The sequence below is a fragment of the Pseudomonas sihuiensis genome, assembly GCF_900106015.1.
GTDB classification, from domain to species: Bacteria; Pseudomonadota; Gammaproteobacteria; order Pseudomonadales; family Pseudomonadaceae; genus Aquipseudomonas; species Aquipseudomonas sihuiensis.
Genome location: NZ_LT629797.1, coordinates 3,396,130 through 3,418,826 on the forward strand (window position 1 = coordinate 3,396,130; position 22,697 = coordinate 3,418,826).

At 65.3% G+C, this 22,697-nt stretch carries 19 protein-coding genes; 9 read left to right on the top strand and 10 right to left on the bottom strand.

Features of this window, described 5'->3' with window-relative positions:
• Positions 1-3: 3 nt before the first annotated feature.
• The gene (locus tag BLT86_RS16110; RefSeq protein WP_017675740.1) at positions 4-1,635 is read right to left on the bottom strand and encodes a hybrid sensor histidine kinase/response regulator; all 1,632 of its coding nucleotides are present in this window, start codon (positions 1,633-1,635) and stop codon (positions 4-6) included.
• Between the two features lie 196 nt (positions 1,636-1,831).
• Here BLT86_RS16110 and BLT86_RS16115 point away from each other — a divergent pair, with 196 nt between their 5' ends.
• Positions 1,832-2,200 (top strand): hypothetical protein, encoded by a 369-nt coding sequence (locus BLT86_RS16115; RefSeq protein WP_017675741.1) that lies wholly within the window; start codon positions 1,832-1,834, stop codon positions 2,198-2,200.
• A 7-nt stretch (positions 2,201-2,207) separates the two neighbouring features.
• Here the strand turns inward: BLT86_RS16115 and BLT86_RS16120 are convergent, their stop codons facing one another.
• From BLT86_RS16120 to BLT86_RS16135, 4 genes are all read right to left on the bottom strand, one after another.
• Positions 2,208-3,308 carry a GGDEF domain-containing protein gene (locus BLT86_RS16120; protein ID WP_017675742.1) on the bottom strand — a complete coding sequence of 367 codons (1,101 nt, stop codon included), beginning with the start codon at positions 3,306-3,308 and terminating at the stop codon, positions 2,208-2,210.
• A gap of 83 nt (positions 3,309-3,391) precedes the next feature.
• Positions 3,392-4,687: a TRAP transporter large permease gene (locus BLT86_RS16125; RefSeq protein WP_017675743.1), complete on the bottom strand. Its 1,296-nt coding sequence runs from the start codon at positions 4,685-4,687 to the stop codon at positions 3,392-3,394.
• Complete coding sequence (locus BLT86_RS16130; protein ID WP_017675744.1) at positions 4,677-5,153, bottom strand: TRAP transporter small permease; 477 nt, start codon at positions 5,151-5,153, stop codon at positions 4,677-4,679. The genes BLT86_RS16125 and BLT86_RS16130 overlap by 11 nt, the downstream gene beginning before the upstream one ends.
• Before the next feature lie 155 nt (positions 5,154-5,308).
• Positions 5,309-6,310 (bottom strand): DctP family TRAP transporter solute-binding subunit, encoded by a 1,002-nt coding sequence (locus tag BLT86_RS16135; protein WP_055984768.1) that lies wholly within the window; start codon positions 6,308-6,310, stop codon positions 5,309-5,311.
• Positions 6,311-6,609: 299 nt separating this feature from the next.
• Here BLT86_RS16135 and BLT86_RS16140 point away from each other — a divergent pair, with 299 nt between their 5' ends.
• The 3 genes from BLT86_RS16140 (at position 6,610) to BLT86_RS16150 (ending at position 12,014) form a co-directional block, all read left to right on the top strand.
• On the top strand, positions 6,610-8,070 hold the full coding sequence (locus tag BLT86_RS16140) for a sigma-54 interaction domain-containing protein (RefSeq protein WP_055984773.1): 1,461 nt from the start codon (positions 6,610-6,612) through the stop codon (positions 8,068-8,070).
• A gap of 861 nt (positions 8,071-8,931) precedes the next feature.
• Positions 8,932-10,317, top strand: a complete 1,386-nt coding sequence (locus tag BLT86_RS16145; protein WP_021490339.1) for a GntP family permease — start codon at positions 8,932-8,934, stop codon at positions 10,315-10,317.
• 143 nt (positions 10,318-10,460) lie between these two features.
• A complete protein-coding gene (locus BLT86_RS16150; protein ID WP_092378043.1) occupies positions 10,461-12,014 on the top strand; it encodes an acyl CoA:acetate/3-ketoacid CoA transferase in 1,554 nt (517 codons plus the stop codon).
• A gap of 103 nt (positions 12,015-12,117) precedes the next feature.
• On the opposite strand, the gene speB is transcribed toward BLT86_RS16150, so the two are convergent.
• Positions 12,118-13,083, bottom strand: a complete 966-nt coding sequence (speB, locus tag BLT86_RS16155) for an agmatinase (RefSeq protein WP_092378046.1) — start codon at positions 13,081-13,083, stop codon at positions 12,118-12,120.
• Between the two features lie 52 nt (positions 13,084-13,135).
• Complete coding sequence (locus tag BLT86_RS16160; RefSeq protein WP_092378049.1) at positions 13,136-14,209, bottom strand: extracellular solute-binding protein; 1,074 nt, start codon at positions 14,207-14,209, stop codon at positions 13,136-13,138.
• 141 nt (positions 14,210-14,350) lie between these two features.
• On the opposite strand from BLT86_RS16160, the gene BLT86_RS16165 reads away from it, so the two are divergent.
• The 5 genes from BLT86_RS16165 (at position 14,351) to BLT86_RS16185 (ending at position 18,462) form a co-directional block, all read left to right on the top strand.
• Positions 14,351-15,247, top strand: coding sequence for a LysR family transcriptional regulator (locus BLT86_RS16165; RefSeq protein WP_003463780.1), 897 nt, complete (start codon positions 14,351-14,353; stop codon positions 15,245-15,247).
• Positions 15,248-15,302: 55 nt separating this feature from the next.
• Positions 15,303-15,857, top strand: a complete 555-nt coding sequence (locus tag BLT86_RS16170; protein WP_017675752.1) for an NADPH-dependent FMN reductase — start codon at positions 15,303-15,305, stop codon at positions 15,855-15,857.
• A gap of 105 nt (positions 15,858-15,962) precedes the next feature.
• Positions 15,963-16,538, top strand: coding sequence for a TetR/AcrR family transcriptional regulator (locus BLT86_RS16175; protein WP_017675753.1), 576 nt, complete (start codon positions 15,963-15,965; stop codon positions 16,536-16,538).
• Between the two features lies 1 nt (position 16,539).
• Positions 16,540-17,418, top strand: a complete 879-nt coding sequence (locus BLT86_RS16180; protein ID WP_092378053.1) for an alpha/beta hydrolase family protein — start codon at positions 16,540-16,542, stop codon at positions 17,416-17,418.
• Positions 17,419-17,802: 384 nt separating this feature from the next.
• The gene (locus BLT86_RS16185; protein ID WP_092378056.1) at positions 17,803-18,462 is read left to right on the top strand and encodes an endonuclease; all 660 of its coding nucleotides are present in this window, start codon (positions 17,803-17,805) and stop codon (positions 18,460-18,462) included.
• Positions 18,463-18,546: 84 nt separating this feature from the next.
• Here the strand turns inward: BLT86_RS16185 and hutC are convergent, their stop codons facing one another.
• The 3 genes from hutC to hutU form a co-directional block, all read right to left on the bottom strand.
• Positions 18,547-19,260: a histidine utilization repressor gene (gene hutC / locus BLT86_RS16190; protein ID WP_092378060.1), complete on the bottom strand. Its 714-nt coding sequence runs from the start codon at positions 19,258-19,260 to the stop codon at positions 18,547-18,549.
• 218 nt (positions 19,261-19,478) lie between these two features.
• A complete protein-coding gene (gene hutH / locus BLT86_RS16195) occupies positions 19,479-21,014 on the bottom strand; it encodes a histidine ammonia-lyase (protein ID WP_017675757.1) in 1,536 nt (511 codons plus the stop codon).
• Between the two features lie 13 nt (positions 21,015-21,027).
• Positions 21,028-22,689: a urocanate hydratase gene (gene hutU, locus BLT86_RS16200; RefSeq protein WP_017675758.1), complete on the bottom strand. Its 1,662-nt coding sequence runs from the start codon at positions 22,687-22,689 to the stop codon at positions 21,028-21,030.
• Between the last annotated feature and the right edge of the window lie 8 nt (positions 22,690-22,697).

Here is a 22,697-nt window from a genome sequence, read left to right on the forward strand (position 1 = left end):
GCATCACGCGGTCTTGAGCTTGAGCTTCAAGGCCACCAGCAGCGAACGCAGCTCGGCGGGCTGCACCGGTTTCGACAGGATCGGAATATCGCTGTCGCCCACCTGCTCCTGCACACGACGCACGTCGTGCCCGGTCATGATGATCGCCGGCACCTTGCGTCCACTGCTGCGCCGCACGTGCTGGATGCAGTCGGCCCCCGACGCTTCGGTGCCGAGGTCGAAGTCCGTCACCACCAGATCGAAATGCGCAGAGGCATCAGGCAGCGTGCTGAAGGTGGCGACTTCGCAGCCCCACTTCTGCAGCAAGGTGGCGGTGGCCAGCAGTACGTTCTGGTCATCCTCGATCAGGCACACGCGCAAGCCATCGAGCATGCGCGGCGTCTGCAGGCTGCTGCCCTTGGCTGAGGACATCGCGCGCGGCGCCTCGACGCGCTGCAGGCCGTCGATGACCGCCCGCGTGCCGCGAGCCTCCACGGAGTGAATGCTCACGCGCATGTCCATCAGCGCGCCCAGGCGCCTGACGATGGCCAGGCCCAGGCCCATTCCCTCGACGTCGCTGTCTCGCTCCTGGCGCACGCGATAGAACTCTTCGAAGACGCTGTCGAGATGGCCGGCGGCGATGCCGCGCCCCTTGTCGTAGATCTCGATGGCAACGCCTGGCCCGCGAGGGCGGCAGGCGATCAACAGCGGTTTGCCCGGCGCGTATTTCAAGGCATTGGACAGCAGGTTCTGCAGCATGGTGGTGAGCAGCACCGGGTCGGCCCGCACGTGCAGCGGCGGGCAACGCAGGCGCATCTCGACCCCGGCCCAGCGCGCCGCCTCGGCATTCTGCTGGATGAGTTGCTGCAGCAGGCTGCGCAGTTCCAGCGACTCCAGTTGCGGCACCACCTTGCCGCTGTCGAGCGAGTACATATCGAGAATGGTGCGGAACAGGCGTGCGACGCTGTGCAGTGATTTGTCGATGTTCTCCACCAGGCGCCGCTGCTCGGTACCCAGGCTGCTGTCGCGCAGGCAGGCGGTGAACAGGCTGATGGAATGAATGGGTTGACGCAGGTCGTGGCTGGCCTGGGCGAGAAACTGCGACTTGGCCCGGTTGGCAGCCTGCTCGGCCTCGGCCGCCTGGCGCGAACGCTTGAGCAGGGCATGCATGTAGGCCGGCGCCAGCAGGGTGGTGAGCAGCAGTGTGACGATCAGGTAGGGCTGCGATTGCCAGTGCGCCGACAGGCTGGCGGCCACGCTCAGCGACAGCAGCGCCATCAGGGTGGCCAGCAGCAGGTAGCCGGAACCGTAGCGCAAGCCATAACCGATGGTGACCCACAGCAGAATCGCATAGACCGGCAGCATGGCCGCGCCGCCAAGCGCCATGGTCACCGCGATACCGGCGTAGTCGGTGAGCATGGTGATCAGCCGGCGCCCGCGATAGTTGCCCGGACGCCGCCGGATATCGAACCAGATCAGCGTGGCGACGACACTGAAGACGCACTCCAGGAGGAAGATCTTCCATACCAGCGCCGGGTTGATCAGCGACAGATGGTAGAGGATCACGATGTAGCAGGCCGCGACCGACATGAAGATCATCCGCACCCCGGCCTGGGCGCGTTCGGTGTCATACGCGGCGGAGACAGTCCCGGACATGACGTTTCCCTGCTGATTACAGCTCATGTTGTGGTGTCGGCACCTTAGGCCGGAGCCTGCGACCGGCGCAAGGAACTGTTTGGCAGGCAAAGAGGCACTAGTACACCCGTACTATTTCGTGCGGCCCCACCCATTCCTAGAATCCGGGCAACGCCTCGGCACTGGGTCGGGGCCCGGTCATAGAAGGGAATGTCTGATGAACATCAAAGGAACCCTGGGCGTCCTCATGAGCGCCACCGTGCTGGCCTCGCTGAGCGGCTGCCTGGCGCAGAACACGCAAACTCAGGGGCTGCAGAATACCCAGCTGGCCAACGATCCATGTGCGCCGAGCGCGACCAGCAACCTGATCGCCACCGGACGCAGCTTGCTGGATATGGCCAATACCGTACTGGAGACGCAGCAGAGCTTCAATGGCAACACCGCGACCTATGCCAAGCGTATGGAAGTTGCGGAGAACGCGCAGAAGGTCAACCAGGGCCACAACGTGCTGAATAACGTCGAGAACCTGGCGGGTGCCGGCCAGCAGCCCTGCGTACCCGCCGCACCTGCCAACGCAGCACGCTAGCCGGCCCTCAAAGGCGCACGTCGAATTTGTCCAATAGCAGCTCGGTCGGTATGTCGGCGCTGACCAGCTGGTTGCGTCCGCGCTGCTTGCCGCTGTACAGGCGACGATCAGCGGCGCGGTAGAGCTCGGCGGCGCTGCGTCCGTCCACGGGCCAGGTGGCCAGGCCGAAGGTGGCGGACAGCGCGATCGGCTCACCGTCGTACTCAAGCGGCTGTTCGGCGATCTGCTTGCGCAGTTTTTCCACCAGCGGGTCGGCGCCGGTGCTGTCGGTATGACGTAGCAGCAGGCCGAACTCCTCCCCTCCCAGGCGACCGAGAAAGTCGGTCACGCGCAGGCGCTGCTGGAGGATCTGACAGATGTGCTGCAGCGCCATGTCGCCCGCCGCGTGCCCCCACTGGTCGTTGACCTGCTTGAAGTGGTCGACGTCGAGCAGCACCAGTACCAGATGCCCGTTGCTGCGTTCGGCCTCCTGAATGCTGCGTTGCAGGGCGTGCTGGAAGCTGCCGCGGCTGGCCACGCCGGTCAGTGAATCGGTCTGCGCCAGGCGCTGCAGCTCCTCGTAGGCCTGCATGCGCAAGCCATCGTAGATATGCACGAACACCAGGATCAGCACGCCACACAGGGCGGCATTGCCCAGGTCGATCAGGCCGTGTGTGTCCAGGGTCAGGTGATTGTCGGTGAAGTACAGCAAAAGCCCGGCGCACATGAACGGCGCGGTGAGCAGGAAGGCGCGCTGCTTACCCAGCAGCAGGTAGGCCAGCAGCGGGATCATGTACAGCCAGACGAACGCCGCCGCTGAGGCGTCCGGCATGACGATGATGTAGAGGATGAAGCAGAAGGTCGGGATCAGATACAGGTAGATCCACAGGTACAGATGGCGAGCGCGTTCGATGCGCCAGGCGCCGAACAGCAGCAAGGCGGTGCACAGCACTTCGAGGATGGCGAAGGGGTAGTTGCCGGCCAGGGCCTGCAGCACGGCGAAGCCGCCCAGGGTCAGGCCGGTGGCGAGCAGGATGGTGCGCATCAGCTTGCGTTTGCCCGACTCGCGCAGCCCTTCGCAGTGCCCTGCGCCTACATCCCTGTGATCGTTATAGTTGCCGTCACTCATCTTGGTGCCCAGCGCTGCCGCCCTCAGCGGTGCGCAGCCCCCCGCTGCGCACCATCTGGCAACTATAGACGGCCTGGCCTGTTTTACACCGCATAACCCAGCACGCGCGGCAGCCACAGGGCGATTTCCGGGAAGATCGCCACCAGCAGCAGGGCGCTGGACATCACCACGACGAACAGCGCCGCCCAGCCGACGGTCTGTTCCAGGCGTATCTTGGCCACTTCCGCCGTGACCATCAGGTTGATCGCCACCGGCGGGGTGAACTGGCCGATGGCGATGTTCATCGCCAGCAGGATGCCGAACCACACCGGGTTCCAGCCGAAGTGCTGCATCACCGGAATCAGGATCGGCATCAGGATCAGGTAGATGGAGATGGCATCGAGCAGCATGCCGGCCAGCAGCACCGCGAGCATCACCAGCGCCAGCAGCACCCAGCCGTTGTCCGACAGCGAGATCAGCCATTCGGCCAGATGGCGGAAGGTACCGAGCATGGTGCCGGCCCAGGCGAAGATGCCAGCCAGGGCGATGATCAGCATGACCACACCGGAGATCACCCCGGCTTCGCCACACAGACGCCAGAGGCTGCGCCAGTCCAGTTCGCGGGTGACGAACAGGCCGATCAGCACGCCGTAGGTCACGCCGACCACGGCGGCTTCAGTGGGCGTGAACAGGCCGCTGCGCAGGCCGCCGAGAATCAGCACCGGGGCGAACAGCGCTGGCAGCGCCTGCTTGAAGCTTTCCCCGAGCGGTGGCCGCTCACTTGATTCCGGCGACTCCCAGCCGTAGTGACGCGACAGCAGCCAGGCCGGTACCAGCAGCACCAGGCCGACCAGAATGCCGGGGAACAGGCCGGCGGCGAACAGCGCACGCAGGTCCACGCCCGGCACCACGATGGAGTAGAGAATCAGCGCGATGGACGGCGGAATCAGGATCGCCGTCGAGGCCGAGGCGGCGATCAGCGTAGCCGAGAAGGGTTTGGGATACCCCGCCTTGGTCATGCTCGGCAGCATCACCATGGCCACGGCGGCGGCATCGGCCGGGCCAGAGCCACTCATGCCGCCCATGATCAGGCACACCAGCACCGCGACCATGGCCAGGCCGCCATGACGCGGGCCGATCACCGCCTGGGCGAAGCGCACCAGCCGCAGCGCCACACCGGCCTTCTCGAACACCAGGCCGGTGAGGATGAACAGCGGAATGGCGATCAGCGGGTACTTGGCCACGCCGTTGTAGGTGTTGGTGCCGAGGGTCGCGAGCATGTCCGGCGACAGCCCGGCGATGATGCCGATGGCGCCGGAGAGGCCGAGGGCGAAGGCCACCGGCACACCGAGCGCCAGCAGCACGGCGAAACTGAGGATCAGCCAGAGATCAGGGCTCATCACTGATTCTCCCGCGCAGGCGATCGACGGTCATCTGAGTTAGGCGCACGAACAGCAGCAGCGCCAGGACCGGCAGCCAGATCACGTACCACCAGTTGGGCAGGCCGAGGCCGGGCGACTCGGAATCCCACTGGAATTCCTCCCAGGCGAACTGGCCGCCATACCAGCACACCAGCCCCAGCACCAAAACGCCGGCCAGCCACTGCAACAGGATCAGCGGCGTGCGCAGGCGCGGGAACAGGCGCTCGAGCAGGCCGATACGAATGTGCCGGTTGCTGCGCATGGCCACCGAAGCACCGGCGAAGGTGAGGATGACCAGCAGGAACACCGAGATTTCCTCGGTGAAGGCAAAGGATGCATCGGTGAAATAACGCACCACGACGTTGGCCAGGCTGATCAGGCTGATGATCACCAGGGCCAGGGTGGCGAGCACGCGCTCCAGCGGCGCGTCGACTTGCTTGCTCATAAGAACCTCGAACGACCGGAGCAAGGCGCGCCAGTGGTAACACCCCTGCCCTCTCCCCCGGGCCCTCTCCCGCATGCGGGAGAGGGGAGCAGAGCGGGCTGCGGGACATCCACCACTACGCCCCGTAGTGTGGGCTTGCGGTCAGATAAAACGAATCAGGGCTGGGCCACGGCCTTGCGCGCGGCATCCATCAGCGCATCGCCGATACGCGGTGCCCATTTCTCATGCACGCTGGCGGTGGCTTCGACGAAGGCCGCGCGCTCGGTGTCGCTCAGTTCGATCACTTCCACGCCGCGCTCACGCACGTCGCCCAGGCGCTGCGCCTGGGCGCCACGCGACAGCTCGATCTCCCACTTGCCGGCGTCGATGGCCGCCTGGCGCAGCAGTTCGCGATCTTCCTCAGGCAGGGATTTCCATACGCGCTGGTTAACGGCGAACACCAGCGGGTCGGCCATGTAGTCCCACAGGGTCAGGTACTTCTGGCCCACCTGGTCGACACGTGCCACGTCGAATACCGACAGCGGGTTTTCCTGGCCGTCCACCGCGCCGGTGGTCAGTGCCGGCTTGGCATCGGCCCAGCTCATCTGCGTCGGGTTGGCGCCAAGGGCGGTGAAGGTGTCCTGGAACAGCGGCGAGCCAACCACGCGGATCTTCAGGCCCGTCATATCGGCCGGGCTGCGCACCGGCTTGGCCGAGTTGGACAGCTGGCGGAAGCCGTTCTCGCCCCAGGCCAGCGGCACGATGCCGCGCTGTTCGATGGCAGCGAAGGCCAGCTTGCCGGCTTCGCCCTGGGTGATGGCGTCGAGGTCGGCATCGTTCTTCATCAAAAACGGCAGGGAGAACAGGTTGAGTTCCGGCACCTGCGGCGACCAGTTGATGGTCGAGCCCACGGCCATGTCGATCAGGCCGGAGCGCATGGCGGAGAATTCCTTGGTCTGGTCGCCGGCGACCAGTTGCGCATTGGGGTACACGCGCAGGGTGATGCGCCCCTCGGAGCGCTCGTTGACCAGATCGGCCCACTTCTGCGCGGCCTGGCCCCAGGGGAAGGCGTCCGACAGTACGGTGGAAACGGAGTATTCACGCGCCTGCGCGGTGGCGCACAGGGCGGTCAGCGCAGCGCCAGCGGCGAGCGCGGAGAAGAGTCGCTTGAGTTTCATCGGGGCGTCCTTGTATGGATCTTGGTCATTGTCGTTGTGGCACCGGCAAAGCGGTGCGGATCCAGCGGCGAGCGGATGGCTCGCCTGGCGCGCCTGGTCGGCACGCGAAAGGGACACGGCAGGTGTCACGGCTGCCGGGCAGGCCTTGTGGGCGATCGGCAGGTGCCGGCGGGTTACGCGCGGCCGCCCAACTATTCCAGAAGCGCGCAGCGAATGCCATTGTCTGATGACTGTTGACGTTGCCCGGCCTGATCGGCGCTGCCCATAATCACCGGGATCTCATTTTCGGACACTCGCCCATGGCCATTTCCCGCGACGACCTCGACCAGCACGGTCTGATCATCGGCGTGTCGCCCGAACGCTTTCGCGCGGTGGCCATGCCGCTGCTGTTCGATCACCTCGATGCGCAGTGCGAGGGCACCATCGCGGTCAATCGCCAGGCACGCATCGTCTGGATCAACGACAAGTACGCGCAGAAGGTCGGCATCGCCGATGCGCGCACGGCACTGGGCAAGGAGATCGAGGAAGTGCTGCCGGCCAGCCGCCTGCGCGAGGTGGTGGAAAGCGGCCAGCCGAGCATGCTCGATCTGATGGCCTTCGGCAGCGAGCACTTCGTGGTCACCCGCATACCGCTGCGCGACGAGGACGGCACCCTGGTCGGCGCCCTGGGCTTCGTGCTGTTCGACCGCGCCCGCCACCTCAAACCGCTGATGGCCAAGTACGCCAACCTGCAGACGCAACTGCTCGCCACCCAGCACGAGCTGGCCAAGGCGCGTCGGGCGCGCTACACCATCGCCGGGTTCATCGGCGCCAGCAGTGCGGCCAGCGAGGTAAAGCGCCAGGCCCGCCGTGCTGCGCAGCTCGACTCCACCGTGCTGATTCGCGGCGAAACCGGCACCGGCAAGGAGCTGCTGGCGCAGGGCATCCACAATCTGTCGCCGCGCGCCAACGGCCCATTCGTCGCGGTCAACGTCGCAGCGATTCCGGAGACCCTGGTCGAGGCCGAGCTGTTCGGCACCGCACCCGGCGCCTTTACCGGCGCAGACCGTAAGGCGCGCATCGGCAAGTTCGAAGTGGCCAACGGCGGTACGCTGTTTCTCGACGAGATCGGCGATCTGCCGCTGCCGTTGCAGGCCAAGCTGCTGCGCGTTTTGCAGGAGCAGGAGGTGGAGCCGCTCGGCTCCAATCAGGTCAAGCCGCTCAACGTGCGGGTGATCGCCGCGACCCATATCGACCTGGAAGCCAAGGTGGCCGCCGGGCAGTTCCGCGACGATCTCTACTACCGCCTCAACGTGCTGGCCCTGCGCGTGCCGCCACTGCGCGAGCGTGCCAGCGACATTCCCGCACTGATCGAACACCTGCTCGATGACCTGGCCAACCGCTCCGGCCTGGCGCCCATGGAGCTGACAGACGATGCCCTCGCCCTGCTCTGCGCACAGCTGTGGAAGGGCAATGTGCGTGAGTTGCGTAACCTGCTGGAGCGGGCGCAACTGGCGGCCGATGGGCGACTGGATGGCGAAGTTTTACGTGGTTTGCTGGTCGATCCGGTGGCGCCAAGCGCGCCTACGCCCGTTGCGCCAGTGATGATGAGCACGACGCAGACGCTGGCCGAACAGTTGGCGCAGGCCGAGCGCCAGGCGTTGCAGGCGGCACTGGCGGCAACCGATGGCAATCGCCAATTGGCCGCCGAGCGCCTGGGCATTTCCCGCGCTGGTTTCTACGCCAAGCTGGCGCAGCATGGGCTGGGTCGCCGGGGCTGAGCGCCTCACCCTGTAGGAGCCGGCTTGCCGGCGATGCGCCCCCGCAACGCTTCTCCACAACAGTCGCGGCTAAAGCCCCTCCCACAAAAGCGTGGCGGGCCGCAATCGCGTATCCCGGATGAAATCCGGGAGCAGGCGCCCACAAAAGCCCCGGATTGCATCCGGGCTACGGTATTGATTGCTGGTCGTGGGAGCGGCTTCAGCCGCGATTGTCACCGAACCGGAAATCGCTTCGCGGCTAAAGCCGCTCCTACGGAAACCGTTGCCGTCCGCAATTTGTAGCCCGGATGAAATCCGGGGATCAGGCGCCGCAAAAGCCCCGGATTGCATCCGGGCTACCCGTGCCAACCCTTGCGTAGGAGCCGGCTTGCCGGCGATGTGCCACCCGCAACGCTTCCCCACAACAGTCGCGGCTAAAGCCCCTCCCACAAAAGCGTGGCGGGCCGCAATTGCGTAGCCCGGATGAAATCCGGGGGCCTGCCCTTTATGCAATCAACAATTGGCGGGTTGCACCCGCCCTACATCGCCAGTAGGGCGGGTGAAACCCGCCGGATGGGAACCGGGCGGGCGCAATTATGAAAACCACCAACGTCCAATTTTCTGGACTAAAAATCAATAAACCATCCAAAAACCTGGACTAAATCCAGAAATATGGACAGCTGCGTCACTCGCCCCGCCCATCTTAAAACACACACTCAAGCCTGAAACCCTCGCTGCAGAGGCCTCCCGCCCTATCGACCAAAGTCGTAACGCCGCCTGGCACGACTCTGGCTCTATATCCGGCAAAGGCGCGCTGCCGCATCCGCGCCTTCCCGATAAAACGGCCTCGAGCCGCTAGAACAACAACAAAAGGAACCACCCATGGGTACCCTCGGTATTCTGATTTCCCTCGCATTGTTGATGTACCTCGCCTATCGCGGCATCAACGTCCTAATTCTCGCCCCACTGCTGGCCCTGCTGGCGTTGCTGTTCGCCGGCGACATCGCTCTGCTGCTGCCCACCTACACCCAGGTGTTCATGAAGGCCATGGGCGGCTACGTGATCCAGTTCTTCCCGCTGTTCCTGCTGGGTGCACTGTTCGGCAAGTTGATGGACGACTCGGGATCGGCGCGTGCCATCGCCCACGGCATAGTCGCGAAAGTGGGCAGCGAGCGCGCCATCCTGGCCATCGTGCTGGCCTGCGGCATCCTCACCTACGGCGGCGTGTCGCTGTTCGTGGTGGCCTTCGCCGTGTACCCGATCGGCGCCGCGCTGTTCCGCGAGGCGGGCATTCCCAAGCGCCTGATCCCCGGTGCAATCGCCCTCGGCTCGTTCACCTTCACCATGACCGCGCTGCCCGGCACGCCGGCGATCCAGAACGCCATCCCCAACCCCTTCTTCGGCACCGACGCCTTCGCCGCGCCGGGCCTGGGGGTGATCGCCGGCCTGATCATGTTCGGCCTCGGCACCTGGTGGCTCACCGCGCAGTCACGCAAGCTGATGGCCGCGGGTGAAGGCTACGGCGAGCACCGCGACGACCCGGTCGTCGAAGAGCGTCGCGACATTCCCGGCTTCTGGCTGGCGCTGCTGCCGATCTTCGTGGTCATCGCCCTCAATTTCCTGATGGCCAAGCAGATCCTGCCGGCCGTCGACACCAGCTACCTGGCCAAGCCGGAATACGGCGGCCTGCAGGACGCCAAGTCGCTGATCGGTATCTGGTCGATCATCGTCGCCCTCAGCGCCGCCATCGTGCTGCTGATCGCCATGCACTGGAAGCGCTGGATGGACCTGAAGAAGAGCGTCAACGACGGCGCCTTCGGCTCCATGCTGCCGATCCTCAACACCGCCGCCGAGGTGGGTTACGGCACGGTGATCGCATCCCTGGCCGGCTTCGTCATCATCCGTGACCTGGTACTGGGCGTCTCCAGCAACCCGCTGATCTCCGAAGCGGTGGCGGTGAACATCCTCGCCGGTATCACCGGTTCCGCCTCCGGCGGTATGTCGATCGCGCTGAAGACCCTCGGCGCGCAGTACCTGGAAATGGCCAACGCCGTCGGCATCAGCCCCGAGCTGCTGCACCGCGTCGCCGCCATGGCCTCGGGCTGCATGGACACCCTGCCGCACAACGGCGCGGTGATCTCGCTGCTGGCGATCTGCAAGCTCACCCACCGCGAGTCGTACAAGTTCATCTTCGTCAACACCGTGGCCTTCCCACTGGTGGCGTTGGTTGTGGTGATCACCCTGGGCACCCTGTTTGGCAGTTTCTGAGCCATAAGCCTCTGGGAGCCCCCCAGACGCTGCACTGTCGCTCAGCAAAAGGTGTAGGAGCCAGCTTGCTGGCGATGCTTTTGAACCGCATGGATCGCCGGCAAGCCGGCTCCTACATGACCCCTTCGTCACGAGTACCCGCAATGAGCAAGATCATGACCGCCGCCGAAGCCGTGGCGCGCATCCCGGACAACGCCAACCTGGCCACCGGCGGCTTCGTCGGCATCGGCTTCGCCGAGCAGATCGCCATCGCTCTGGAGCAGCGCTTCCTCGCTGAACAGGCGCCGCGCGATCTGACCCTGGTGTATGCCGCCGGCCAAGGCGACGGCAAGGGTCGCGGCCTCAACCACCTGGCCCATGAAGGTCTGGTGCGCCGGGTGATCGGCGGGCACTGGGGCCTGGTGCCGGGGTTGCAGAAGCTGGCGGTGGACAACCGCATCGAGGCCTACAACCTGCCGCAGGGGGTGATCTCCCAGCTGTTTCGCGATATCGCCGCCGGCAAGCCGGGACAGCTGTCGCGGGTAGGCCTGGGCACTTACGTCGACCCGCGCCACGGTGGCGGCAAGCTCAATGCACGCACCACTGCCGATCTGGTGCGGTTGATGCCCATCGATGGCGAGGACTACCTGTTCTACCCGACCTTCCCGATCAACGTCGGCATCGTTCGCGCTACCAGCGCCGACCCTGACGGCAACCTCAGTTTCGAGCGTGAGGCGCTGACCATCGAGAGCCTGGCCATCGCCATGGCCGCGCGCAATAGCGGCGGCCTGGTGATCGCCCAGGTCGAGCGGGTGGTCGAGCGCGGCTCGCTCAACCCACGCCAGGTGAAGATTCCCGGCATCCTGGTGGATTGCGTGGTGGTGGCCGAGCCGGCCAATCACCAGCAGACCTTCGCCACCGCCTACAACCCCGCCTTCGCCGCCGAGACCCGCGTACCGGTGGACAGCCTGACGCCCATGCCGCTGGACGTGCGCAAGCTGATCGCCCGCCGCGCGGCGCTGGAGCTGAAAGCGGACGCGGTGGTGAATCTCGGCATCGGCATGCCCGAGGGCGTGGCAGCGGTGGCCGCCGAAGAAGGCGTGATCGAGCGCCTGACGCTGACCGCCGAACCCGGCGTGATCGGCGGCGTACCGGCCTCTGGCCTGGACTTCGGCGCGGCGAGCAACCATAGCGCCTTGCTCGACCAGCCTTATCAGTTCGATTTCTATGACGGCGGCGGCCTGGACATCGCCTTCCTCGGCCTGGCCCAGGCCGATGCGGCGGGCAACCTCAACGTGTCCAAGTTCGGCAGTCGGCTGGCCGGGGCTGGCGGTTTTATCAACATCAGCCAGAACGCCAAGCAGGTGGTGTTCGTCGGCACCTTCAGCGCCGGCAAACAGGACATCCGCATCGAAGACGGCCAACTGCGCATCGTCGAGGACGGCGAGCTACGCAAGTTCGTCGCCGAGGTGGAGCACCGCACCTTCGCCGGTCGCCTGGCCGCCGAGCGTGGCCAGCCGGTGCTCTACGTCACCGAGCGCTGCGTGCTGCGCCTGAGTGTCGAAGGGCTGGAACTGATCGAAGTGGCGCCGGGCGTGGATATCGAGCGCGACATCCTCGCGCGTATGGACTTCGCCCCCATCGTGCGCCAGCCGAAGCTGATGGATGCACGACTGTTCCGCCCCGAGCCCATCGGCCTGGGGCAATGCCTAGCCTGACGCCCGGCCACTCTTTGAGCGTGAACTTACGGGCCTGAACAGGCCCGTTTTTTTGTCCGCAATCCAGCGCAAACCGGAACAATGCCCATCGGCGCGTCCCACCCTACGTCTTTTCCCCCAGCTTATGCCGCGCGGCGTACAGGCAGATCATCTCCATCGCCAGGGTGGCGCCGGCCAGCGCGGTGACCTCGGCGTTGTCGTAGGGCGGCGCCACTTCCACCACGTCCATGCCGATCAGGTTGATGCCGCGCAGACCGCGCAGGATCTCCAGCGCCTGATGGCTGGAAAGGCCGCCACACACCGGTGTGCCGGTGCCGGGGGCGAAGGCCGGGTCGAGGCAGTCGATGTCGAAGGTCAGGTACACCGGATGCTCGCCCACCCGCGCACGAATGCGCTCGGCGATCTGCTCCGGCGTACTGCGATGCACCTCGCGGGCATCGAGTACCTGGAAGCCCATCACGTCGTCGTTGGTGGTGCGCAGGCCGACCTGCACCGAGCGCGACGGATCGACCAGGCCTTCGCGCGCGGCGTGATAGAACATGGTGCCGTGGTCGATGCGTTTGCCTTCCTCGTCCGGCCAGGTGTCGCTGTGCGCATCGAAGTGGATCAGCGCCAGGGTGCCGTGTTTCTTCGCATGGGCCTTGAGCAGCGGATAGCTGATGAAATGATCGCCGCCCAGAGTCAGCAACGCGCTGCCAGCTTCGAGAATGCGCGTGGCATGCGCCTCGATCACCTCCGGGGTGTCCTGCGGCGTGCCGTGGTCGAAATAGCAGTCGCCGTAGTCGACGCAGGCGAGCAGGTCGAAGGGGTCGAACTCCCAGGGAAAATGCCGCGCCCAGGCCGACTGGATCGACGCGGCGCGGATCGCCCGCGGGCCGAAGCGGCTGCCGGGCCGGTTGGTGGTGGCGGTGTCGAACGGTACGCCGCTGATGGCCAGGTCCACGCCGGTGAGGTCACGGCTGTAGCGCCGGCGCATGAAGCTGGTGATGCCGGCGTAGGTGGGCTCGGCGGCGGTGCCGTAGAGGCTGGCGCGGGTGATGGCCTGGTCGTTGTCGAAGGCTTGGTCCATGGTCGAATACTCGTTTCGGTGATGTTCGCGAGCAGAGCTCGCTCCTACGGACTCAGTACTGGCTGCGGAAGGCTGTCCACAGGCGGGTGCGCTGACGCTGCTCACGCAGGCTCAGCACTTCTTCGGCGAACAGGCGCGCACGCACGGCTTCGGGCGGGTAGATATCCGGTTCACCGCTCACCGCCTCGTCCAGCAGGGGCGTGGCGGCGCGGTTGGCGTTGGCGAAGAACAGCTCGTTGGTCAGCTCGGCGATGGCCTCGGGCTGCAGCATGAAGTCGATGAACGCACGGGCGTTGCCCGGATGCGGCGCGTCGGCGGGAATGGCCATGGTGTCGAACCAGATCAGCGTGCCTTCGCGCGGAATGCGGTAGAGCACCTCGAACGGCTGCCCGGCCTCGGCAGCGCGCGCAGCGGCCATGCCGGCGTCACCGGTGTAGGTCAGCGCCAGGCAGGTCTCGCCCTTGGCCAGGTCGTCGATCTGCCGGGCATTGCCGATGTAGCGCAGGTTCGGTTGCAGCGCCGCGAGCAGCGCGCTGGCCGCGTCCAGATCGGCGCCTTTGGTGCTGTAGGGCGGCTTGCCCAGGTAATTGAGGGCGATGGCTATCACCTCCTGCGGCGAGTCGAGCACGGAGATGCCGCAGTCCTTGAGCTTGCTGGCGTACTCGGGCTTGAACAGCAGGTCGAGGCTGTCCAGCGCCACACCGGGTAGGCGCTGTTCGACGGCCTGCTTGTTGATCGCCAGGCCCACGGTGCCCCAGGTGTAGGGCACACCGTACTGGTTGCCGGGGTCGACGCTGGCCAGCTTGGCCAGCAGTTCGGGGTCGAGGTTGCTGGCGTTTTTCAGCGCCCCCACTGGTTGCAGCGCCTTGGCCTGGATCGCCCGCGACAGGCCGCTGGAAGCGGGAAAGACCACGTCATAACCACTGCCCCCGGTCATCAACTTGCTCTCCAGCACATCGGTGCTGTCGAAGGTGTCGTATTTGACCCGGATGCCGGTTTCGGCCTGAAAGCGCGCGAGCCCCTGCGGCGCCACGTAGTCGGCCCAGTTGTACAGATTGAGCTGTTTCGGCTCGGCCATCAGCGGTGTGGCGATAGCCAGGAGCAGCAAGCTTGCAGCAAGACGCATGGTGGGTTCCTCGGGCAGATGCGGTTGGCCGTGCCTCTCTGCTGGAGGCTAGGCATGTCGGCATCCTGCACCCGGCGTTGCTTCGGATAAATTCGAAGTGTTCTACTCCAACATCGACAGCCATCAATGTATGGAGCACACATGCTCAGCCAACTGCGCGACCTCGACCTGCAACTGCTGCGGCTGTTCGTCACCGTGGTGGAGAGCGGCGGCTTCAGCGCCGCGCAGGGTGAGCTGGGCATCGGCCAGTCGACCATCAGCACACAGATGGCCAAGCTGGAAACCCGCCTGGGCTTTCGCCTGTGCGAGCGCGGCAAGGCCGGCTTTCGCCTGACACCCAAGGGCGAGCAGGTGCTGGCTGCCACACGCAAGCTGTTCGCCGCCATCGAGACCTTCAAGGGCGAAGCCCAGGGCATGGCCGACAAGCTGCTCGGCGAGCTGCGCATCGGTCTATCGGAGGCGCTATCGGACGAGGTGATCGAGCGTATCGGCAAGGCCGTCGGACGTTTTCGCCAGCGCAACCAGGCGGTGCAGATCGAACTGCTCAGCGCCATGCCCGCCGAGCTGGAGCGACGCCTGCTGCAGGATCAGCTGCAACTGGCCATCGGCTATTTTTCCGGCAGCCAGACGGCGCTGGATTACCAACCACTGTTCGAGGAGCGCCAGCGCCTGTACTGCGGCAGCCAACATCCGCTGTTCGCGCGGCAAACGCTGAGCGCCGACGACCTGCAGGACTGCGACCGGGTTGTGCATCCCTATCGTTTCATCGCCGCCGACGAGCCCTGGCAGGGCGGTAGCAGCAGCGCCCGTTGCGAGCAGGTCGAGGGCAGCCTGGCGTTCATCCTCTCCGGCGCGCACCTGGGCTATCTGCCCGAGCACATTGCCCAACCCTGGGTGAACCGCGGTGGCCTGCGCGCGCTGCCCGGCACCTGGGATTTCACCGTGCAGTTTCGCCTGGCCAGTCACCGTGGCCATCCGCCCAGCGAGGCGCAGAAGGCCTTCAGCGAAGATCTGCTGGATGCATTCAGCACCTGCTGAAACATCCGGGGTCTATAGTGGTTGTTCCTTCCTCACCTCACCTTCTGGAGTACACATGAGCAAGACTTACAACGTCGCCGTACTGGTCGGCAGCCTGCGTAAAGCCTCCATCAACCGCAAACTGGCCCTGGCGCTGGCCGATCTGGCACCAGCCTCGCTGAATCTGGAAATCCTCGAGATCGGCGACCTGCCGCTGTACAACGAAGACGCCGACGGGGATACCGCTCCGGCCTCCTACGCGCCGTTTCGCAGCAAGCTCAAGGCGGCCGACGCGGTGCTGTTCATCACCCCCGAATACAACCGCTCGATCCCGGCGCCGATGAAGAACGCCATCGATGTCGGCTCACGCCCGTATGGCCAGAGCGGCTTCAGCGGTAAACCAGGCGCCGTGCTCAGTGCCTCGCCGGGCGCCGTTGGTGGCTTTGGTGCCAACCATCACCTGCGCCAGTGCCTGGTGTTCCTCGACGTGCATGTGCTGCAGCAGCCGGAGGCTTATCTCGGTGGCGCCGGCAACTTCTTCGACGAGAACGGCGTACTCAGCGACGGCATCAAGCCGTTCCTGCAGAAATTCATCGACGCCTATGCCGCCTGGGTAGCCAAGCAGGCCTGATACCTCGCGCCGCCCACTGGGCGGCGCTCCACTATGCCGATATGCCCTCATCTACGGCCTGAATGACACTGGCAGCTAGACCGACCAGTCTACATAATCCAGGCCATGACCAAGACTACTCGCGACAAACTGATCGACGCCATGATCGATGCCCTGCAACGCAAGGGTCTGCATGGCGTTGGTTTGAACGAACTGCTGGCCGCCGCCGATGCGCCCAAGGGCAGCCTTTATCACCACTTCCCGAACGGCAAGACCGAACTGGCCGTGGCCGCCATCGAGCGTGTCGGCCAGCGCGCCGAGCAGGCGTTTGCTGCGCTCTTCGAGCGCCAGTCCGATCCACTCGATGCGCTGACTATCTGGCTACAGAGCGCGCTTGGCCAGTTGCAGGAAAGCGCCTTCGAGCGCGGCTGCCCGCTAGCCACCGTGGCCCTGGAAAGCGGCCCGCAAGATCATGAAATTCGTGCAGCCCTGGCCAATGCCTTCGCCGCCATTCGCCAGGCACTGCAGCAGCAGTTGCAACGTCATGGTTACCCACAGCCAGAAGGGCTCGCGGCCCTATTCGTCGCGCTCTACGAAGGCGGTCTGCTGCAAGCGCGAGTCGCCGGCAGCAGCGAGCCGCTGAAACAGGCCGTCGCCACCCTGCTCCACCTGACCCGCCAGCACCGCATGGAGCCTACCTGACATGAGCACGAGCATTCGCCGCGAAACCCAGCCCCTGCTAGCCCTCGACGACTATCCGTTGGCCGCCACGCGCTACCACGCAGAGCGCCCCCAGGCACAATTGCTGATCGCCGGCGCTACCGGCGTGCCGCAAGGTTTCTATCGGCGCTTCGCTGAGCATGCCGCCAGCCGTGGTTTCAACACCATGACCCTGGACTACCGCGGCATCGGCCAGTCCAAGCCAGACAGCCTGCGTGGTTTCGAGATGGAGTATCTGGACTGGGCCCATCTCGACCTGGCCGCCGCGGTGGATCAACACCGGCACGCCGAGCGCCCGCTGTTCATGATCGGTCATTCCTTCGGCGGTCACGCCTTTGGCCTGCTGCCCAACCATGATCAGGTCGCCGGCTTCTACACCTTCGGTACCGGCGCCGGTTGGCACGGCTGGATGCCCAGGGCCGAGCAGGTGCGCGTGCTGGCCATGTGGCGCCTGATAGGCCCGCTGATGACGCGCTACAAGGGCTACCTGGCCTGGAGCAAACTGGGCATGGGCGAGGATCTGCCGCTGGGCGTGTACCGTCAGTGGAAACGCTGGTGCCGCTTCCCGCGCTATTTCTTCGACGATCCGCAGATGCCGGGGCTGGCCGAGCGCTTCGCTCAGGTGAAGACACCGATGGTGGCGCTCAACAGCCTGGACGATCTTTGGGCACCGCCGGCATCACGCGATGCCTTCATGGCCGCCTATGTGAATGCGCCCTACCAGGCGCGCACGCTCGACTCGCAGGCTGAGGGCCTGGGCGCTATCGGTCATATGGGTTATTTCCGCCCTGCGGCGCAGCGTCTGTGGGACGAGACGCTGGATTGGTTCGAGCAATTGCGCGTCGAACAACGAGCAGCTTGAGCAGGCCGCTGAAAATCTCTAGGCCAGAAAAAAGAAAACCCCGCGATTGCGGGGCCTTGCAGACTGTTGTCCTGACATCCTTGATCTGCTCACCATCCTGGCGGCTGTCCAGCGTGTCCCTGTTCGTCTAGGCGCTTCCTGCGCTGAATCCATGTGCAGCAGAGTACGCTCGTACCTGATCGACCGACAGTGGCGAAAATCGTGACATCGTGTAAGCCATGGCTTACACGAGTTCTCCCTCTGTCAGCCGTCTGACTTTGCCCGGGCCACTCCAGGTTGGGAGAAAGCATTTGGCCATGTTTTTTGTGACGTACGTCTTGCTAGACTGCATCTTGTCCTACAAAAACAACAGACTCCGACAACGGCGGTCACTGGGGCTAGAGTATGCGCGCAGTCACCTTGCTTCTTGGTTGCCTGGCAACCTGCATCAGCAGCTTCTCCCTGGCCAATGGCCAGACCCAACTGGGCGACGCCAAACAGGCCATCGATCAGGCGTTCTGGCAGGATCTTTACGGTAATGGCGGCACCACGCTCTATTGCGGCCAGACCTTCGCCCGCGAAAGCGGCACCCTCACTGCCAGCCCGATCTACAGCAGCAAGCAGCTCAAGAGCGCGATGCGCTGCGTCACCGACCGCCAATGCACCATCATGAACCCGCGCTATCCGTACATCGTCGCCGACCTGCACAACTACTACCCGGCGCTGAGCCGCGTGGAGCTGGCACGACGCAATGCCCAGTTCGCCGAACTGGCCGATGACGTGCCGAGCAAGTTCGCCGATATCGGCTGCGACCTGAAAACCAGCTTCCAGCTGGTGGAGCCACGTGACGAAGCCAAGGGCAATATCGCCCGGGCGATCTTCTACATGCACATCGAATACGGGTTGCCCATCGTCGGCCTGGTGCCGATGTACAAGGCCTGGCACCGCATGGACCCGCCGGATGCCGAAGAAAAGGCACGCAACGACAAGATTGAGGTGCTGCAGGGCACGCGCAATCGCTTTATCGACGATCCTGCGCTAGTGGATCAGCTGATCAGCGACTGACCCCGAGCACAGTGGCAGGGGCTTTAACTGCGACGAAACCACTGCGCATCGCCGGCAAGCCGGCTCCTACGGTTTGTGGAAAGCCTACGCTCTGCGTTTGTGCAGCGAGCGCAGTTTGTAGCGGTCACCGGGATGGATCAGCCGTGCATAGCTGATCAGGTGATCGTCCGACCAGGTGCGGCGGATCACGCTCAGGCAGGGCATGGCCGGGTCGATCTGCAGCAGCTCGGCCGTGCGCGCATCCACCAGCACCGCTTCAACCACATGCTCGACATCCGAGATCGGACAGCTGGCGACCAGCACCTCGTTGGGGGTGACCTGGGTGAAGTCGCTCTGCAGGTAATGCGGCACCCAGCGCGGGTTGACGAAGCGGTCCTCGAGCTGGATCGGCAGACCGTCCTGCAGGTGCACGAGGATGCTGTGAAACACCTCGCCGCCCAGGCGCAGCCCCAGACGCAGGGCCACTTCGTCATCGGCGGCGATGGCCTCGCAGCGCACCACTTCGTTGCTGTAGGCATGGCCGCGGCCGCGCACTTCGCTGGCAATGTTCATCACCTCGTGCAGCGGCGACTCGGCCTTGCGGTCGGTGACGAAGGTGCCGAGCCCGGCCTGACGCACCAGATAACCCTTCTGCACCAGATTCTGGATCGCCTTGTTGGCGGTCATGCGGCTGACGCCGAAGTCGCGCGCCAGCTGTTCCTCGGGCGGGATCTGGTGATTGACCGGATAGGCGCCGCCGTGAATGCGCTCGAGGAGGAAATCCTCGATGGCCTTGTAGCGCGGGGTGGGACTGGTCACGGCTGCTCCTTGGAAATGCCCGGTGCGCGGATGATACATCAGCCATACAAGTGATCTCGTAGGAGCCCCGCCTCTGGGCGAAAGCGGTCGCGGCCACTGCGCAAGACCTGCGGCGTAACCACCATTCGCCGCGGGGCGCGGCTCCTACACAAAGACCGTAGCCCGGATGAAATCCGGGGCCTGATATCAAGGCCTCGGATCGCATCCGCGCAACGCGATCACCCCACCGAAGGCAGCATGCCGGCCGGCAGCAGCGGCGTCAGCACGCGCTCGGCGAGCAGAGCATCGGCGGCGGCGATGTCCGGGGCGAAGAAGCGGTCCTCGACGTAATACGGCACCTTGGCGCGCAGCGCCTGACGCGCCTGTTCCAACGCTGGGGTGCTCTTCAGCCCTTCACGGAAGTCCAGGCCCTGGCAGGCGCCGAGCCATTCCACGGCCAGCACGCCACGGGTGTTGGCGGCCATGTCCCACAAGCGTTTGCCGGCAGCCGGTGCCATGGAAACGTGGTCTTCCTGGTTGGCCGACGTCGGCAGACTGTCGACGCTGTGCGGGTGGGACAGTGCCTTGTTCTCGCTGGCCAGGGCCGCAGCGGTGACCTGGGCGATCATGAAGCCGGAGTTGACCCCGCCGTTGGCCACCAGGAACGGCGGCAGTTGCGACATGTGCTTGTCCATCATCAGCGAGACGCGGCGCTCGGACAGCGAGCCGATCTCGGCGATGGCCAGGGCGATATTGTCGGCGGCCATGGCCACGGGTTCTGCGTGGAAGTTGCCACCGGAAATAACCTCGCCTTCGGCGGCGAACACCAGCGGGTTGTCGGATACCGCGTTGGCCTCGACGCCGAGCACCTCGGCGGCCTGACGCAGCTGGGTCAGGCAGGCGCCCATGACCTGCGGCTGGCAACGCAGCGAGTACGGGTCCTGCACCTTGTCGCAGGCGGCGTGGGAGCGGCCAATCTCGCTACTGTCGCCAAGCAGGTGACGGAAGGCAGCCGCCGCGTCGATCTGCCCGCGCTGGCCACGGGCGGCATGGATGCGTGCATCGAAGGGCGAGCGCGAACCCAGCAGCGCCTCGACGCTGAGCGCGCCGCAGACGCTGGCGGCGGCGTACAGGTCCTCGGCCTCGAACAGCCCGCGCAGGGCGTAGGCGGTAGACACCTGGGTGCCGTTGAGCAAGGCCAGGCCCTCCTTGGCGGCCAGGGTCATCGGCTCCAGGCCGGCGATGGCCAGCGCCTCGGTGGCCGGCAGCCATTCACCCTTGTATCGCGCCTGGCTTTCGCCGAGCAGCACCAGCGACATATGCGCCAGCGGCGCCAGGTCACCGGAAGCGCCGACCGAGCCTTTCAGCGGAATGTGCGGGTAGACCTCGGCGTTGACCAGGGCGATCAGCGCGTCGATCACCTGGCGGCGGATGCCGGAGAAACCGCGCGCCAGGCTGTTGATCTTCAGCAGCATGATCAGGCGCACCATGGCGTCATCCAGCGGCTGACCGATGCCGGCGGCGTGGGACAGCACCAGCGAACGCTGCAGCTTTTCCAGGTCGTCGTTGGCGATGCGGGTCGAGGCCAGCAGGCCGAAACCGGTGTTGATGCCGTAGGCGGTGCGGCCCTCGGCGATGATCTGGTTGACGCAGGCGACGCTGGCGTCGATGGCCTTATGGGCGCCGGCGTCCAGAGTCAGTTGCACAGGCGCCTGGTAGGCGGCGCGTAGGTCGGCCAGGGTCAGTTGGCCGGGTTTCAGGTTAAGCGTATTCATGGAATCTCTTTCCTCAGCCGATCATCGGCAGGTTCAGGCCCTGCTCGCGGGCGCAATCGATGGCGATCTGGTAACCGGCATCAGCGTGACGCATCACGCCGGTGCCCGGGTCGTTGGTCAGCACGCGGGCAATGCGCGCGGCAGCTTCGTCGGTGCCATCGCAGACGATGACCATACCCGAATGCTGGGAGAAGCCCATGCCGACGCCGCCGCCGTGGTGCAGCGACACCCAGGTGGCGCCGCTGGCGGTGTTGAGCAGGGCGTTGAGCAGCGGCCAGTCGGACACGGCATCGGAGCCGTCCTGCATCGCTTCGGTCTCGCGGTTGGGGCTGGACACCGAGCCGCTGTCCAGGTGGTCGCGGCCGATGACTATGGGCGCACTCAGCTCACCCGAACGCACCATCTCGTTGAAGGCCAGGCCGAGCTTGGCGCGCAGACCCAGGCCGACCCAGCAGATACGCGCCGGCAGGCCCTGGAAGCTGATGCGCTCGCGGGCCATGTCCAGCCAGCGGTGCAGGTGGGCGTCATCCGGGATCAGTTCCTTGACCTTGGCGTCGGTCTTGTAGATGTCCTCGGGGTTGCCGGACAGCGCCGCCCAGCGGAACGGGCCGATGCCTCGGCAGAACAGCGGGCGGATGTAGGCCGGGACGAAACCGGGGAAGTCGAAGGCGTTGCTCACGCCCTCTTCCTTGGCCATCTGGCGGATATTGTTGCCGTAGTCGAAGGTCGGCACGCCCATCTTCTGGAAGTCGAGCATGGCCTGCACGTGCACGGCCATGGACTGCTTGGCGGCCTTGACCACGCCAGCCGGGTCGGTGGCTGCACGATCCTTGTACTCGGCCCAGCTCCAGCCGATCGGCAGGTAGCCGTTGAGTGGATCGTGGGCGCTGGTCTGGTCGGTGACCATGTCCGGGCGCACGCCACGGCGTACCAGCTCCGGCAGTATCTCGGCGGCGTTGCCCAACAGGGCGATGGAGATGGCCTTGCCTTCAGCGGTGTACTTGGCGATGCGCGCCAGGGCGTCGTCCAGATCGGTGGCCTGCTCGTCGACATAACGGCTGCGCAGGCGAAAATCGATGCTGGTCTGCTGGCATTCGATGTTCAGCGAGCAGGCGCCGGCCAGGGTGGCGGCCAGCGGCTGGGCGCCGCCCATGCCGCCCAGGCCTGCGGTCAGCACCCAGCGACCTCTGAGGTTGCCGGCGTAGTGCTGACGACCGGCTTCGACGAAGGTTTCATAGGTGCCCTGGACGATGCCCTGGCTGCCGATGTAGATCCAGCTGCCGGCGGTCATCTGGCCGTACATGGCCAGGCCCTTGGCATCCAGCTCGTTGAAGTGCTCCCAACTGGCCCAGTGCGGCACCAGGTTGGAGTTGGCGATCAGCACGCGCGGTGCGTTGCTGTGGGTCTTGAACACGCCGACCGGCTTGCCGGATTGCACCAGCAGGGTCTCGTCGTCATTCAGGTTGGTCAGGCTCTCGACGATCTTGTCATAGCACTCCCAGTTGCGTGCGGCGCGGCCGATGCCGCCGTACACCACCAGCTCCTTGGGATTCTCGGCCACGTCCGGGTCGAGGTTGTTCATCAGCATGCGCAGCGGCGCTTCGGTCAGCCAGCTCTTGGCAGTGAGCGTGGTGCCACGCGGGGCGCGGATTTCGGTGTCGCGGAACTTGGTCATGTTGCGGG

Coding starts and splice junctions, on each gene's coding strand:
- BLT86_RS16120 (WP_017675742.1), bottom strand. CDS start 3,308: ATGAGTGACGGCAACTATAACGATCACAGGGATGTAGGCGCAGGGCAC.
- speB (WP_092378046.1), bottom strand. CDS start 13,083: ATGGACCAAGCCTTCGACAACGACCAGGCCATCACCCGCGCCAGCCTC.
- BLT86_RS16180 (WP_092378053.1), top strand. CDS start 16,540: ATGAGCACGAGCATTCGCCGCGAAACCCAGCCCCTGCTAGCCCTCGAC.
- BLT86_RS16135 (WP_055984768.1), bottom strand. CDS start 6,310: ATGAAACTCAAGCGACTCTTCTCCGCGCTCGCCGCTGGCGCTGCGCTG.
- BLT86_RS16130 (WP_017675744.1), bottom strand. CDS start 5,153: ATGAGCAAGCAAGTCGACGCGCCGCTGGAGCGCGTGCTCGCCACCCTG.
- BLT86_RS16145 (WP_021490339.1), top strand. CDS start 8,932: ATGGGTACCCTCGGTATTCTGATTTCCCTCGCATTGTTGATGTACCTC.
- BLT86_RS16170 (WP_017675752.1), top strand. CDS start 15,303: ATGAGCAAGACTTACAACGTCGCCGTACTGGTCGGCAGCCTGCGTAAA.
- BLT86_RS16150 (WP_092378043.1), top strand. CDS start 10,461: ATGAGCAAGATCATGACCGCCGCCGAAGCCGTGGCGCGCATCCCGGAC.
- BLT86_RS16140 (WP_055984773.1), top strand. CDS start 6,610: ATGGCCATTTCCCGCGACGACCTCGACCAGCACGGTCTGATCATCGGC.
- BLT86_RS16165 (WP_003463780.1), top strand. CDS start 14,351: ATGCTCAGCCAACTGCGCGACCTCGACCTGCAACTGCTGCGGCTGTTC.
- BLT86_RS16125 (WP_017675743.1), bottom strand. CDS start 4,687: ATGAGCCCTGATCTCTGGCTGATCCTCAGTTTCGCCGTGCTGCTGGCG.
- BLT86_RS16115 (WP_017675741.1), top strand. CDS start 1,832: ATGAACATCAAAGGAACCCTGGGCGTCCTCATGAGCGCCACCGTGCTG.
- BLT86_RS16110 (WP_017675740.1), bottom strand. CDS start 1,635: ATGTCCGGGACTGTCTCCGCCGCGTATGACACCGAACGCGCCCAGGCC.
- BLT86_RS16175 (WP_017675753.1), top strand. CDS start 15,963: ATGACCAAGACTACTCGCGACAAACTGATCGACGCCATGATCGATGCC.
- BLT86_RS16185 (WP_092378056.1), top strand. CDS start 17,803: ATGCGCGCAGTCACCTTGCTTCTTGGTTGCCTGGCAACCTGCATCAGC.
- hutU (WP_017675758.1), bottom strand. CDS start 22,689: ATGACCAAGTTCCGCGACACCGAAATCCGCGCCCCGCGTGGCACCACG.
- hutH (WP_017675757.1), bottom strand. CDS start 21,014: ATGAATACGCTTAACCTGAAACCCGGCCAACTGACCCTGGCCGACCTA.
- BLT86_RS16160 (WP_092378049.1), bottom strand. CDS start 14,209: ATGCGTCTTGCTGCAAGCTTGCTGCTCCTGGCTATCGCCACACCGCTG.